Consider the following 13,608-nt stretch of genomic DNA (forward strand, 5'->3'; position numbering starts at 1 on the left):
GAGGGAGATGGGCTATCTGATCTTGGGCAGCGGCGGATTGGGCACGGCGCTGGCACATGCGCTATCCGCCCGTGGCGAGGAGCTGGTGCTGGCTGGCAGGCAGCTGCCCAAGGGCGTGGATCCCGCCTGCTATTTTCCGTTGCAGGAGGTGGATGTGCTCTCCTTCGATGCCCTGTTCACCCTCTATGACACGGCGCCGTTGCCGAGCGTGGTGATCAACACCATCGGCCTGCTGCACGACATCAACTTCATGCCGGAGCGGCGGGTGGAGGAGGTCAATCCCAGATGGCTGTGCGACAGCCTGCTGGCCAACGCCTGGCCGCAGCTGGCTCTGGCCGCCTGCTTGAGCCGCCGAATGACGGTGGATACCCGCCTCTGGCTTTGCTCTCTTTCCGATCTGGCCGGCAGTCTTGGCGCCAACGAGACGGGCAGTCGTTACAGCTACCGGATGAGCAAGGCGGCGCTCAACATGGGGGCAAGAACGCTGGCCCATGAGTGGCGGGAGCGCTTCCCCGCCGCCGGGGTTGTCACCGTGCACCCGGGGCTGATGGCCACCCCCATGAATCAACCCTTTCTCGATGAACTGGCGGCCGAGACCTTGCAGGATCCGGCGCTGGTGGCGCCGCGTCTGCTTGATCTCATCAACCAATTGTCGCCGGCCCAGTCCGGCGGCTTCCTCGACCTGCAGGGCCAGCCGCTGCCCTGGTAAGCCGTCACCGGCTTCACATTCCGGAAACGGCCCGCTTGCCAAGCCAGCTCCTGCTGGCTAACGTCATTCTCCTGCTTCAGGAGGGATGTCATGCGCTATATCGATTTACGAAGTGATACGGTCACCCAGCCCACGGATGCCATGCGCCAGAGCATGCTGCATGCCGAGGTGGGGGATGATGTCTACGGGGAAGATCCCGGCGTCAATGCACTGGAGGCCCGCGGGGCCGAGTTGCTTGGCAAGGAGGCCGCACTGTTTGTCCCCTCGGGCACCATGTCCAACCTGCTGGCGGTGATGAGCCACTGTCAGCGGGGGGAGGGAGCCATTGTCGGTCAGGCGGCTCACATCTATCGCTATGAGGCGCAGGGGAGCGCCGTGCTGGGATCGGTCGCGCTGCAGGCGGTGCCGATGCAGGCCGACGGTTCGCTGGCAGTGGCCGATGTCGCCGCGGCGATCGCCCCTGATGATGCCCATTTTGTGCAGACCCGGCTGGTCTGCCTTGAAAACACCCATAACGGCAAGGTGCTGCCCCTTCACTACCTGCAGGCGATGCGCAAATTCGTCGACGAACGCGGGTTGCAACTGCATCTGGATGGTGCCCGTTTGTTCAACGCCGCCGTGGCGAGCGGTCATGGGGTAGACGAGCTGGCCGCCCCCTTTGACAGCATCTCCATCTGCCTCTCCAAGGGGCTAGGAGCACCGGTAGGGTCGCTGTTGGTGGGCTCCCGCCCCTTCATCGACCGCGCCAGACGGCTGCGCAAGATGTTGGGTGGTGGCATGCGCCAGGCGGGGATCCTGGCTCAGGCCGGTCTGTTTGCCCTTGATCAGCATGTGGCCCGGTTGGCGGACGATCACCGCCGTGCCAGACGGCTGGCCGAAGGGTTGGCCGCATTGCCCGGGATCGAGCTGGATCTCGCGCTGGTGCAGACCAACATGGTATTTCTGCGGCTGGTGAAAGGGGAGGCCGAGGCGCTGCTCGCGTTCATGAAGGAGCGGGGGATCCTCTTCTCCGGTTACGGCGAGATGCGGCTGGTGACCCATCTGCAGATCACCGATGACGACATCGACGAGGTGATCGATGCCTTCACCGAGTACCTTGTCGTACGTTAAGGTTCACTCAATAAAACAGGGCGCCAAGGCGCCCTGTTTTATTGTTGAGAAGAAAGCAGGTCACGCCTGGCGCTGGCCGCTCATCAGCATGGCCTCGTCGGTGGCGTCATAGATCATTACCGCGATGTGAGTCACCTGACCGCCAAAGTCGGCCAGCGGCACCAGGGTCAGGTTCTGGAACATGTGGGGGGCTGAGCCGGTGATGGGGCGGTAGTTGGAAAAACGCAGCAGATAGGGTTTCTGCTCCCAGGTACTGAAGGCGCGGTTGTTGAGCTTGAACACCATGTTGGCCTTGCGCTCGAACCAGGCCCGATCCACATCGGGGAAGAGCTCGAACAGCACGCCATCGCGCACCTCGCCGGCCAATCGGCCGCTGTGGCTCTCCATGAAGCCGTTCCACACCTGCACCTTGTACTCCTTGTCGAGCACCACCAGCCCCACATCCAGATTCTGGACTATGTTCATCAGCCAATGAAATTCACGGATTTCCATGGTCACTCCTAGAGCATGTGCATGATTTTGTTGTTCATGGTGGCGATGGAATCTTCGGTAAACAGCAGCAGCAGATCGCACTGCACCGCGTAATCCTGGACCCGGTAGTTGATCTCGATGGCCAGGGTGCGGCGCCAGCGGCTCTTGTTGGTGTTGATGAGCTCGTTGATGGGCCTGTGCTGGCCGAGTACCACAGGATGGCCCTGACTGAAGGGGGTATCGAGCTGGCTGGCATAACCGCGCAAAAAGGCGCCGATCAGCACGTTGGCAGTATCCATCAAGAGCTCCAGCTCTGCATTGCGATCGAGCACGCCCTGATGGTTCATCAGCCGGGCCAGATCCTTGAAGCTAGAGTCGTGGAACAGGATCAGCGCCTCGCCGGCGATACCGGCGCCGATGAAGCCCTGGCAGACGGCGGAGAGGGTATCCGAGTCGGCGGCGGCCGAGAGGGCCATATGCAGCTCGGACACTTCCAGCACGTTGACGTTGGGAATGGGCAGCACCACGAAGGCGTTGAGCAGGCGGGCCAGCAGGTCGGCGGCCTGGCCCATGGAGACGTTGGCGAGCTCCTGATAGACATCGCGCACCTCGGGGCTGATCTTGATGCCGGTATCCAGACTGCCGACATCACTGACACTCTGGCCAGCGGGCCGGATGTCATGTGCAGTGGCGGCACCTTTGGCCTGCCACAGCTCATGCTGTTTCAGCAGGGCGCTGAGGGTTTCCGGTGCGGCGGGTTTCTTGATGAAATCCAGCGCTCCCAGCCCCATCACTCGCTGATAGGCTTCCGGCTGGATATCGCCGGAGACCACGAAGACCTTGTTGCGCAGTCCCTCCCGCTGGAGGGTTTCCAGCACGCCGTAGCCATCCATTTCCGGCATGGTCAGGTCGAGAAAGATCAGATCCCCATGACCCATCAGCACCTGCTCTATCCCTTCTAGCCCGTTGGCGGCGTAATGCAGCGTCACGTCCCAGTCGGCGGGAAGGGCGCGGGCCAGCTGTTTACGGGCGAATCCTGAGTCATCACATATCAATACATTCATAGTGTTAGGCTGGCCTGGTCAACGAGGATTGCTATAAGTGTGGCCCGCCAACGGTCAGATGCAATGGGACAGGCTGGTCGCCGGTGAAAATTGATTGTCCCATTGGCGATTCCGGTAGCGCGCTGAATATTTTTCAACAAATTCAGCGAACATCTTAACACGCAGCGGGGCAAACTGAGGGTGGCAGCGCAACATATAGAAGGGCCGGTTGCCGGTTTTCCAGTCGGGCAGTACCGGGACCAGCTGCTCATCCTGCAGGAAGGGATGCACGTAGTGGAGCGGGGCATTGACGATCCCCAGGTGGCGCCTGGCCGCCCGGACGGCAGCCTGGGTCTGGTTGACGGTCAGTTTGGCGGTACGCTTGATCTGTACCGTCTGCTCGTCCCGATCGGTCAACTGCCAGTGCTGGTGTGGCCAGCAGTAGATCAGCGCGTGCTCTTCCAGCTGGGCGGGATGCGCCGGTGTGCCCATCTTCTCCAGATAGAGCGGGGAGGCAAACAGGCCGTATTCGATGTGGCCAAGGCAGAGTGCGTTGGGCAAGGATTGCGGCAGCTCGCCGTTGAAGAACACCAGATCCCGGTCGTTGTCGAACAGATGCTGGTGGTCATTGGTCTGGGTAATGTCGAACTGCACTTCTGGGTAGTGCAGGCCAAAGTCCGCCAGCATGTCGACCAGGATGGTGTTGGAGAGGGCGATGGGGGCCGCCAGACGGATCACCCCGTTGATGTCGGCCTCTTTGCCCTGGATCTCGCCGGTGGCCTGCTCGATCGCGGCCAGCGGGGTGCACAGGCGCTCGTAGTAGCGCAGCCCTTCGTCGGTGAGGCGGAGTTTGCGGGTGGATCTGTGTAGCAAGGAGCAGCCGAGCTGCTCTTCCAGCTGAGAAATACGTCGACTGATGGTGCCGGTTGGCATGCCCAGTGCGGCAGCCGCGTGGGAGAAGCCTCCCTCTTGCACCACCTTGACGAACAGATAGAACTCTTCGATGTACTTCATAAGCGGTGTTCTGGGTGTAACAAGCCAGTGACCTTAAGAAGAGGCGCCTGCCTTGGCAAGCTCAATCCGGCGTTTAATTGATCTGGATTAGATTCGACTCCCGCTGATACTGGTGCAACAGCCGGACAAATTCGACCGGATCCCGGTCAAGGCTGTTGTCCGGCACCAGCAGATCGTAGCCGAGCAGCTCGCGCAGCCGGGTCATGCGGTTGGCCAGCATGGCGATCACCCCCTCATAGCGCTGGCCGGAGGGAGAGCGAAAATGGCTCTCTTCCAGCAATCCCTCGCCCTGAAAAGCACAAGCACAACCCCCGCCGCTGCAGGCCGGTTGTTCGCTGCGCAGTGCCTGCAGCAAGACGCTGCGTTGCTCGGTCAGCAGGCGTACTGCCAATCTGGGTGTGATCAATGTCAAAAAATCGTCGTAATCTTTTATTTTCAAACCGATATAGGGCAGGGGGACCAGATCCCAGCCCAGATGAATGCGTGGCTGGTCGATTCGCTGAATATTTCTCCATTTCAGGATCCAACCGCCGTATTTATGGTGATATTGCAGACAATCGTGACAGAGCGAGAGACTGAAGTGAGGCTCAATCAGCTTCAATGAGCCGATAAATATCATCATCAGCCCCGCCAGCAGGCCGGAGACGAGGGGGATTAGTGGTTGTTCACCGAATAAAAAAAGTATAAAAATCATAGCAATGGTTACTATGATGCCCAACAATACCAACGTGAGTCCGTTTTTTCTGACCATGGGTTTCACATGTAGCGTTTTCATATGAAGTCAGCCCTTTGCGCATGCTTGTTTCACATTATGGGCTGGATCCGATTTTGTACCAGCACCGGGTGCCCGGGAGGGCCCTCCGTCGCTGGGTTTCCCTGTGATCACACATCATGAATCACCATATTAGATGAATACGCTAGACGAACGGTTATTGAACGGGATGGATGTGCTGCATACCCCAATCTGGGTTTATGACATCCGGCATCACCACATCTATTGGGCCAATCGCGCCGCCTTGAGCGTGTGGGAAGCGAGCTCGCTGGGCGAGCTGCAATCGCGCGACTTCTCGGCCGACATGGCACAGGCCATCGATCTGCTGCTGCAGCGCTACCTCGGGGATTTCCAGCAGGGGCGCAGCTACAGCGAGTGGTGGACCCTTTCCCCCAAGGGCGTGAAAAAGCAGATCTACCTGCGCCTCTCCGGCATCCAGCTGGCGGGTCGGCTGATGATGATGACCGAGGCGGTGATCGACGCCGATACCCTCTATCAGGAGTCCTCGCTCGCCACCGGCGATACCCTGGCCTGTCTGTTTGACAATCAGGGCCAGCTGGAGAGTGGCAACCACCATTTCGACATGTGTTTCGGCAACCAGATCCGCTACCTCTCCCAGCTCTTCTCCGGCAATGACGAGGCTTTCTACCAGAAGCTCTCCCGCCTCGATGAAGTAGTGGCCGAGGGGGAGTGCCGCACCCTCAAGGGGATGCGCTGGTTTCAGTACCAGTTTCGCCACATTCAGCAGGGGGCCCAGATCCTGCTCACCATGCGCGACATCACCGACCGCAAACTGGAAGAGCTGGAGCACCGCCACCTGGCCTGGCACGATTCGCTGACCGGCCTGCTCAATCGCTATGGCTTGATGAAATCGCTGGAGGCCTATTGCGGGCTGGGCGGGCGTTTTGCGCTGGTGTTCATGGACTTGGACAACTTCAAGCTGGTCAACGACAACTACGGCCACAAGGCCGGTGATCGGCTGCTGGAGCGGGTTGCCGGTCGGCTCAAGCAGATCTGTCCGCGGGATGTGGAGCTGGCCCGGCTCGGTGGCGACGAATTCACCGCCCTGGTGCCGCTCAGCCACTCGAGCGATCGGGCGCAGGAGGTGGCCGACCTCATGCTCTCCCAGATGACCAAGCCGCTGCAGCTGAGCGGCGTGCCCGAGGTGACCATCGGCGGCAGCATCGGCATCGCCATCTATCCAGACGATGCGGACGACGGCGACAACCTCATCACCCGCGCCGACATGGCCATGTATCAGGCCAAGCAGATGGGCCGGCTGCGCTGGCAGCGCTTCACCCCCAGCATGCAGCAGACTCTGCATCGCAAGCTGACGCTGAAGCAGTTCTTGGCCAAGGCCATCGGGCGGGGGGAGCTGAGCCTCTGCTACCAGCCTCAGGTGGATGTGGCACAGGGCAAGCTGCTCGGGTATGAGGCGCTGTTGCGCTGGCACAATCCCGTGCTGGGCCACGTCTCGCCGGTGGAGTTCATCCCGCTGGCGGAAGAGATGGGGCTGATCCGCGAGATAGGCAGTTGGGTGCTGTCGACGGCGCTGGCCCAGATGGCTTACTGGCAACGGGAGTGGCGGGTAAACGTGCCGGTGTCGGTCAATCTCTCCGGCTTCCAGCTCTCTTCCGCCCTGCCTGAACTGGTGGCCCAGCAGCTCAAAGAGTTCGGGGTGGCGGCCAGCCTGCTGACGCTGGAGCTGACCGAGACGGTATTGATGCTGGACATGAAGGGGTGCATCGAGATCCTCGACGCCCTGAGTGCGCAGGGGATCAAGATTGCCATCGACGATTTCGGTACCGGCTACTCGTCGCTGGCCTATCTCAACCGGCTGCCTATCGACACCATCAAGCTGGATCGCTCCTTCGTGGTGGGCCTCAACCTGCCGGTGATCCGCGCTACCGTCGCCATGGCCACCAGCCTGGGTCTCGGCATCATGGCCGAAGGGGTGGAGGACGAGCACGAGCTTGCCGCCCTGCGCACCCAGGGCTGCCACGTGTTTCAGGGGTTCCTGTTCAGCAAGCCGATGACGGTGGCGCAGGTGGAAGAGAGCCGTTTCATGGTCAGCTGCAAGGCTGGCCGCTATCCGCTGGCAGGCTAGCGGATTACTCTGCTGCGGTGTTAATGCGAGGGGCCTTGGGCCCCTCGCTGTTTTTGGGTAGAGTGTGGGCTTCGTCTCTGGAGGCAACATGAACCCGACTCTCGACCTTATTCTCGCCCATCGCTCCATTCGTCAATTCACCGCCGAGCCCATCACCGACATTCAGCTCGACCAGATCCTGAGCGCGGCCCAGGCCGCTTCCAGCTCCAGCTTCCTGCAGGCCAACAGCATCATCCGGGTGACCGACAAGGCACTGCGCAGCCGCCTGGCCGAGCTGGCGGGACACCAGGCCTATGTGGCCCAGGCCGCCGAGTTCCTGCTCTTTTGCGCCGACTACCATCGCCACTGCGACGTGGTGCCGGATGCCCAGACCGGCTTTGTGGAGCAGCTGCTGATCGGTGCCATCGACGGCGCCCTGATGGCCCAGAATGCCCTGCTGGCAGCCCAGTCCATGGGTCTTGGCGGCGTCTATATTGGCGGGATCCGCAACAATCCGGCCGCCGTGAGCGAGGCGGTGGGCTTGCCGCATCAGGTGATCCCGCTGTTTGGCCTCTGCCTCGGCCATCCCGCCCAGGCACCCGAACAGAAACCCCGCCTGCCTCGGGCCCTGGTGGTGCATGAAAACCGCTATCAGACCGAACTGGATCGGGATCTGCTTGCCGGCTACGACCAGCAGATCGAGGCTTACTACCAGTCCCGCAGCAGCAACAACAAGCAGCAGAGCTGGAGCGGCCAGATCCGGGGCATCCTGGGCAAGGAGGCACGCCCCTTCATGCAGGATTTCCTGCGATCCAGGGGGTTCAACCTCAAGTAATGGGCCCGATGGGCGATACTAAGGGGTAATGGCGGTGTCGCCAGCGCCGCGTGATCCTGGCTTTCCCTTGTGCTCCTGCCCGTCTGGGCACAACAAATCGGGGGCAAGCTCCGCGCTGCGGACTACCTTAACTAGGTAAGCTGTTGTAGGATCACGCAATTGGATTGGGACAGGAGTTTGGACTTCCTATGATTTTAACCCTGGTATTGCTGTCTATTGGCGCACTCCTGTTTCTGGTCATCGCCTATAACGTGGTGCAGCAATATAAGCAGAAGGCAGAGGCCGACAAGCGTCACGCCATCGCCCGCCACAAGTCGGTGGTGGATGAAACCGAAGAGATGCTGCTCAACGTCAACCTGGTGCCCTTCTCCAAGAACATAGTGTTGCTGTTGCAGCACCGGATCCTCGATGCCTATCGAGCCATCGCCCTGGTGATGCCGAGCGGCCAGCTCAAGCAGCGCATTGCCGACGTGCAGACCCAGATCAAGAATGTGCAGGAGAACTACAGCAGCCAGGATGAGGGGCACTTCAAGACCCCGGAGTCGGATCGCCAGGCCATCCAGATGCTGCAGTTGGTCAAGAAGATGCGGGCCGTGCTGCGGGTTGAACACAACAAGGGCAAGATAGATCCGCAGGGCTTTGCCCAGGAGGATCGCCGCCTCGAGCTGATGCAGCTCAAGATCAACATCGCCAACCTGGTGAAACGGGCTATGGATGCCCAGATCCAGGGGCAGTTCGGCACTTGCCGGCAACTCTACACCAAGGGGCTTGCGGCCCTGGCCAGCGTCACCGACAAGGATCCCTACCTGATGGCCCGTGAAGAGGACATGCGGCAGGGCCTGGCCGGACTCGATGCCCATCTGCAGGAGCACAGCGAGAAAGAGCTGCAGAACATCAAGGACAAAGAGGCGGACGAGCTGGACGTCCTGTTCCAACCCAAGAAGAAATGGTGATTATGTCGCACTCACTCGATACCACACTGGGGCCGATGGCCCCATTTGTTTGTCAGCTGTTGACCGAGCTGGAGGCCCTCGCCATCCATCCTGCCACCATCGAGGTCGACCACCTCTGCTACCGGGCCGCCACCTTGCCTGAGTACCAGGCCCTGAAGGCACTGTTGGCAAGCCATGGTGACCTGCTGGTGGAGGGGATGATCGGCGGACGGCCTATTGCCACCTACCGCCTGCATCAACCGGTGCCCCACGCCCACGGCATCGTGCCCTGCATCGAGCTGGCGGCGCCCAAACCGGGTCGCAGCCACCAGGCGGGACTGGAACATATCGAACTGGTGGTGCCTTCGCTGGACGCCTTGCTGGCGGCCCATCCCGAGGTGCCCTTCAAAACCGGCAACCTGCGCGATGAGCGCAATCCTGACGTGGCGGTGGTGCTGGCCTCGGGGCAGATCAAATTTCATCTGCGCACCTTGGCCGAGGTGATTGAGGAAGAGCTGGTGAGCGGCGCCGTGGTGCCGGTGCCTGCCGGCTACTACGACCAGGATTGATGAGACGGGGCTGCTTGATTGGCCCCGTTTCATAGCCGAGATAGCATCAGGGATGGCAGATGCGGGGGCGGGCGGGGCGCCCCTTCAAGTGGCCGAGCCAGAGACTCAACCCCGCCGTGATGACCAGTACCAGCTCGATGCCGAGCACCAATCCCCCGAGCCCCCCTTGCACCCAGAAGGGGTGCAGATAGAGCCCCCCCAGACTGGCCCCCAGATAGTAACCCACCAGATAGAGCGACGAGGCGAGCGCCCGGTTGTGCTCCACGTGCTGGCCGACCCAGGCGCTGGCGCAGGCGTGGGCAAGGAAAAAGCCGAAACTCGAGATGAGCAGGCCTGAGAGGATGGCGCCGAGCGAGCCACCCAGCAGCAGGGCGCTGCCGAGTGCCATCAGGGCTATGCCGACCAGCAGCAGGCGCTGCGCCCCCCAGCGATGGGCGCAGCGACCGCTGAGGGAGGAGGCCACCGTCCCCGACAGATAGGTCAGAAACAGCATGCCGAGCCACTGGGTCGGCAAGGAGAAGGGGGGGCTGGCCAGCAGGAAGGTGAGGTAACTGTATTGGTTCAGAAACACCATGAAGTTGAGGCCGCCGATGAGGTAGGCCCCCACCAGCAGCGGGTTGCTGAGGTGGCTGGCGATGGCCTGGCGAAACTGGCCCGGCTTGGCGATGACGGGCACGAAACGGGTCTGTGCCGGCAGCAGCCAGATGACAAGGGGCAACAATGCCAGGCTGATGAGGCCGATGCCGAGAAAAGTGTGCTGCCAGTCGTCAAACCAGCCGGCCAGCAGACCGCCGACCACCCGGCCGGCGATGCCCCCTAGCGAGTTGGCGGCGATGTAGACCCCGACGGCGGAGAGCAGGGCCCGCTTGCTGAACTCTTCCCCCATGTAGGCGATGGCGGTGGCGGGCAGCCCCGCCAGCAGGACCCCCTGCAGGATCCGCAGCAGCAGCAGCTGTTCAAACTGACTGACCAGGCTGATGAGCAGGGAGAGCAGGATGGCGCCAGCCAGACTCCATAGCATGATCCGGCGCCGGCCGAAGCGATCCGCCAGTCGGGCGCAGACGAGCAGCGAGACGGCGAGCCCAGCGGTGCAGCCGGCCAGGGTCCAGCCGGCCGACAGCGAGCTGACGGAGAACACCTCGGCCAGCAGCGGCAGCAGCGGGTGGGTTTGATAGAGATTGAGAAACACCAGGAAGGAACCCAGGCTGAGGGCCAGGGTGGCGCGGATCCATTCACGACTACCGACTTCGATCATATGCAATTGTCCTGACAGCTTTGTTGCAGGCTAGTGCGCGCCAGAACATAAATATAATATATTTAAGTTATCCATCTGATAAATTGAATTGATATGGACCTGAAACAGCTCACCTATCTGCTGGCAGTGCGGGATGCCGGCTCCTTTACCAAGGCGGCCAACGGGTTGCACGTGGCGCAACCCGCCATCAGCATGGCCATCGCCAAGCTGGAGCAGCAGCTCGAGCTGCGCTTGTTCGACCGCCAGGATCGCAACGTGCGGCTCACCCCGGAAGGGGAGGTGCTCTGCCGCCATGCCGAGCGCCTGCTGCGCCAGATGCATCAGGCCGAAGCCGAGATGGCCGAACTCAAGGGGCTGGAGCGCGGAGAGGTGCGCATCGGCATCCCCTACATGATGGGCTCCTATTACTTTCCACCGATCCTGATGGCCTTCAAGCATCGCTACCCCGGCCTCAAGATCCGGGTGGAGGAGGCGGGTACTCGCGAGCTGTTGAGCCGCATGGTGGACGGCTCGCTGGATCTCGCCATCCTCATCACCAGCGATCTGCCGCCGGCACTGGAGGGGGCCCAACTGCTGCGTGAAGAGATGTTGATGGTGGTGGGGGAGGAGCATCCGCTGCGTCAGGCCCGGAGCGTGTCGCTGAGCGAGTTCTTCAGCCAGGAGCTGGCGATGTTTCGCCGCGGCTTCTATCACCGCGAACACATGGAAGCGCTGGCCCAGGGACTGGGCTGCGAGCCCGACATCGCCTTTGAGAGCAACCTCATCCCGCTGCTCAAGGCGGTGGTGAAGCAGGGCTTTGCGGTGACCACCTTCTTGCGGATGGCGCTGGACGAAGAGCCCGCCCTGACCGGGATCCCATTTGCACCCCCGATCTTTCTCGATCTGTGCGTGGCGTGGCGGCGAGGGGATCCGCTCTCCATGGCCAACCGTGCCTTGCGGGATTTTTTGCTGGCACAGGCACGGCCATAAATGGCCAAGAAGGAAGGGCTATCAGGCAAAAATTTGTTAGTATTAGTTCAAGTCGCCTTTAGAGCCTAACATCATGAAACTCCAACAATTGCGTTATATCGTTGAGGTTGCCAACCACAGACTGAACGTGTCGGCAACGGCAGAGAGCCTCTACACCTCTCAGCCAGGGATCAGCAAACAGGTGCGCATGCTGGAAGATGAGCTGGGGATCCAGATTTTCGAGCGCAGCGGCAAACATCTGACCCAGATCACCCCGGCTGGCCGGGATGTGATCAAGATTGCCAACGAGATCCTGGGCAAGGTGGAAAGCATCAAGTCGGTGGCGAGTCAGCACACTCACCCCGAGCAGGGCACGCTCCACATTGCGACCACCCACACCCAGGCCCGTTATGCGCTGCCTGACGTGATCAAGGGCTTCATCAAGCGCTTTCCCAAGGTCTCCCTGCACATGCACCAAGGCACGCCGACCCAGATCAGCGAAGCCGTGGTCAAGGGCCAGGCCGACTTTGCCATCGCCACCGAGGCGCTGCACCTGTACGAAGATCTCATCATGTTGCCCTGCTACCACTGGAACCGCAGCGTGATCGTGCCCAAGGGCCACCCGCTGACCCAGGTCGGCAAGCTCTCCATTGCCGACATCGCCCGCTTCCCGCTGGTGACCTATGTGTTCGGCTTTACCGGCCGCTCCGAACTCGACACCGCCTTCAACCGTGCCGGTTTTGAGCCCAACATCGTCTTCACTGCCACCGATGCGGACGTGATCAAGACCTATGTCCGGCTGGGGGTGGGGATCGGAGTAATGGCGACCATGGCGCTGGATCCCCAGGTCGATACCGATCTGGTGGCGCTCGATGCCAGCCACCTGTTTGCCCACAGCACCACCAAGATCGGCTTTCGCAAGGGCTCCTTCCTGCGTACCTACATGTATGACTTCATGACCCGTTTTGCCCCGCATCTGACCCGGGATGTGGTGGAGCGTGCCATCGCCCTGCGCTCCAGCGACGACGTGGATGCCATGTTTGCCGATATCGAGCTGCCCATCCGCTAGCGCTGCGGCGATACGAGAGCAACAAAAAACGCCTCCCGATGGGAGGCGTTTTTCATGGCGACGAGCGGCGAGGCGGGATCACTTCTTGAACATGTGATCCAGCTTATTGGCCTTGGTCGAGAGGTAGAACTCGTTGTGGGGATTGCGCCCTTCCTGCAGGGGGACCCGTTCCGCCACCGGAATGCCGAAGGATTCCATCGCCTTCATCTTGCGCGGGTTGTTGGTCATCAACTTGAGGGATTTCACCTCCAGCTGCTTGAGCATGTCGGCGCAGATGGTGTAATCGCGCATGTCGGCAGCAAAGCCGAGCGCCACGTTGGCCTCGACGGTGTCGGCGCCCTGATCCTGCAGATGATAGGCCCGGATCTTGTTGAGCAGGCCGATGCCGCGCCCTTCCTGACGCACGTACAGCAAGACGCCGCGGCCGGCCTTGGCGATGTTTTCCAATGCAGCCTGCAGCTGGAAGCCGCAGTCGCAACGCAGACTGAACAGGGCATCGCCGGTCAGGCACTCGGAGTGAATGCGGCCCAGCACCGGCTCATCGCCCGTGATATCGCCCATCACCAGTGCGGCGTGATCCTTGCCGGTGCCGGTTTCCTGAAAGCCTACCAGCGTGAAAGTGCCCCAAGGGGTCGGCAACTTGGATTTAGCCACGAGGGTAACGCTGCTCATAGGTTGCTCCTTACTACAGCTGCTTAAAAAAGGGCGGCCAGTTTAGCGCGCCTTGTGCGGAACAACCATAAGAACAAAACATTGCACAACTTAATGGTTTGCCTGGTGGTACACAAAGAGGAC

Annotated in this window: 14 protein-coding genes; 8 read left to right on the forward strand and 6 right to left on the reverse strand. The window is 61.1% G+C overall.

Annotated elements, in window-relative coordinates; translation table 11 throughout:
* Window positions 1–7 precede the first annotated feature (7 nt).
* Window positions 8–709, forward strand: coding sequence for a short-chain dehydrogenase (locus tag PG881_RS16810; RefSeq protein ID WP_270801493.1), 702 nt, complete (start codon window positions 8–10; stop codon window positions 707–709).
* A gap of 90 nt (window positions 710–799) precedes the next feature.
* Window positions 800–1,819 (forward strand): low-specificity L-threonine aldolase, encoded by a 1,020-nt coding sequence (gene ltaE / locus PG881_RS16815; RefSeq protein WP_135320052.1) that lies wholly within the window; start codon window positions 800–802, stop codon window positions 1,817–1,819.
* A gap of 60 nt (window positions 1,820–1,879) precedes the next feature.
* Here ltaE and PG881_RS16820 read toward each other — a convergent pair whose 3' ends face one another.
* The 4 genes from PG881_RS16820 to PG881_RS16835 form a co-directional block, all read right to left on the reverse strand.
* Window positions 1,880–2,311 carry a PAS domain-containing protein gene (locus PG881_RS16820; RefSeq protein WP_005346525.1) on the reverse strand — a complete coding sequence of 144 codons (432 nt, stop codon included), beginning with the start codon at window positions 2,309–2,311 and terminating at the stop codon, window positions 1,880–1,882.
* Between the two features lie 8 nt (window positions 2,312–2,319).
* Complete coding sequence (locus tag PG881_RS16825) at window positions 2,320–3,354, reverse strand: response regulator (protein ID WP_039214923.1); 1,035 nt, start codon at window positions 3,352–3,354, stop codon at window positions 2,320–2,322.
* Window positions 3,355–3,408: 54 nt separating this feature from the next.
* Window positions 3,409–4,347 carry a LysR family transcriptional regulator gene (locus tag PG881_RS16830; RefSeq protein ID WP_124252857.1) on the reverse strand — a complete coding sequence of 313 codons (939 nt, stop codon included), beginning with the start codon at window positions 4,345–4,347 and terminating at the stop codon, window positions 3,409–3,411.
* 73 nt (window positions 4,348–4,420) lie between these two features.
* Window positions 4,421–5,122 carry a DUF2982 domain-containing protein gene (locus tag PG881_RS16835; RefSeq protein ID WP_103827169.1) on the reverse strand — a complete coding sequence of 234 codons (702 nt, stop codon included), beginning with the start codon at window positions 5,120–5,122 and terminating at the stop codon, window positions 4,421–4,423.
* Between the two features lie 166 nt (window positions 5,123–5,288).
* Here PG881_RS16835 and PG881_RS16840 point away from each other — a divergent pair, with 166 nt between their 5' ends.
* The 4 genes from PG881_RS16840 to PG881_RS16855 all read left to right on the forward strand — a co-directional run bounded on the left by PG881_RS16840 (window position 5,289) and on the right by PG881_RS16855 (window position 9,541).
* Window positions 5,289–7,226, forward strand: coding sequence for a putative bifunctional diguanylate cyclase/phosphodiesterase (locus PG881_RS16840; protein WP_270801544.1), 1,938 nt, complete (start codon window positions 5,289–5,291; stop codon window positions 7,224–7,226).
* A gap of 88 nt (window positions 7,227–7,314) precedes the next feature.
* The gene (gene nfsA / locus PG881_RS16845) at window positions 7,315–8,040 is read left to right on the forward strand and encodes an oxygen-insensitive NADPH nitroreductase (RefSeq protein ID WP_043122231.1); all 726 of its coding nucleotides are present in this window, start codon (window positions 7,315–7,317) and stop codon (window positions 8,038–8,040) included.
* Between the two features lie 188 nt (window positions 8,041–8,228).
* On the forward strand, window positions 8,229–8,993 hold the full coding sequence (locus tag PG881_RS16850; protein ID WP_270801513.1) for a DNA repair protein: 765 nt from the start codon (window positions 8,229–8,231) through the stop codon (window positions 8,991–8,993).
* On the forward strand, window positions 8,987–9,541 hold the full coding sequence (locus PG881_RS16855; RefSeq protein WP_270801516.1) for a VOC family protein: 555 nt from the start codon (window positions 8,987–8,989) through the stop codon (window positions 9,539–9,541). Before PG881_RS16850 ends, PG881_RS16855 begins: the two co-directional genes overlap by 7 nt.
* Window positions 9,542–9,587: 46 nt before the next feature.
* Here PG881_RS16855 and PG881_RS16860 read toward each other — a convergent pair whose 3' ends face one another.
* Window positions 9,588–10,796: an MFS transporter gene (locus tag PG881_RS16860; RefSeq protein ID WP_270801519.1), complete on the reverse strand. Its 1,209-nt coding sequence runs from the start codon at window positions 10,794–10,796 to the stop codon at window positions 9,588–9,590.
* 93 nt (window positions 10,797–10,889) lie between these two features.
* Between PG881_RS16860 and PG881_RS16865 the strand changes: the two genes are divergently transcribed.
* Together PG881_RS16865 and cysB are read left to right on the forward strand one after the other, a co-directional pair.
* Window positions 10,890–11,765 carry a LysR family transcriptional regulator gene (locus PG881_RS16865; protein WP_270801522.1) on the forward strand — a complete coding sequence of 292 codons (876 nt, stop codon included), beginning with the start codon at window positions 10,890–10,892 and terminating at the stop codon, window positions 11,763–11,765.
* 73 nt (window positions 11,766–11,838) lie between these two features.
* On the forward strand, window positions 11,839–12,813 hold the full coding sequence (gene cysB / locus PG881_RS16870) for an HTH-type transcriptional regulator CysB (RefSeq protein ID WP_010634254.1): 975 nt from the start codon (window positions 11,839–11,841) through the stop codon (window positions 12,811–12,813).
* A 78-nt stretch (window positions 12,814–12,891) separates the two neighbouring features.
* Here the strand turns inward: cysB and ribA are convergent, their stop codons facing one another.
* The gene (gene ribA, locus PG881_RS16875) at window positions 12,892–13,485 is read right to left on the reverse strand and encodes a GTP cyclohydrolase II (RefSeq protein ID WP_010634253.1); all 594 of its coding nucleotides are present in this window, start codon (window positions 13,483–13,485) and stop codon (window positions 12,892–12,894) included.
* Between the last annotated feature and the right edge of the window lie 123 nt (window positions 13,486–13,608).

Source organism: Aeromonas sp. QDB54, from assembly GCF_027707385.1.
GTDB classification, from domain to species: Bacteria; Pseudomonadota; Gammaproteobacteria; order Enterobacterales; family Aeromonadaceae; genus Aeromonas; species Aeromonas hydrophila.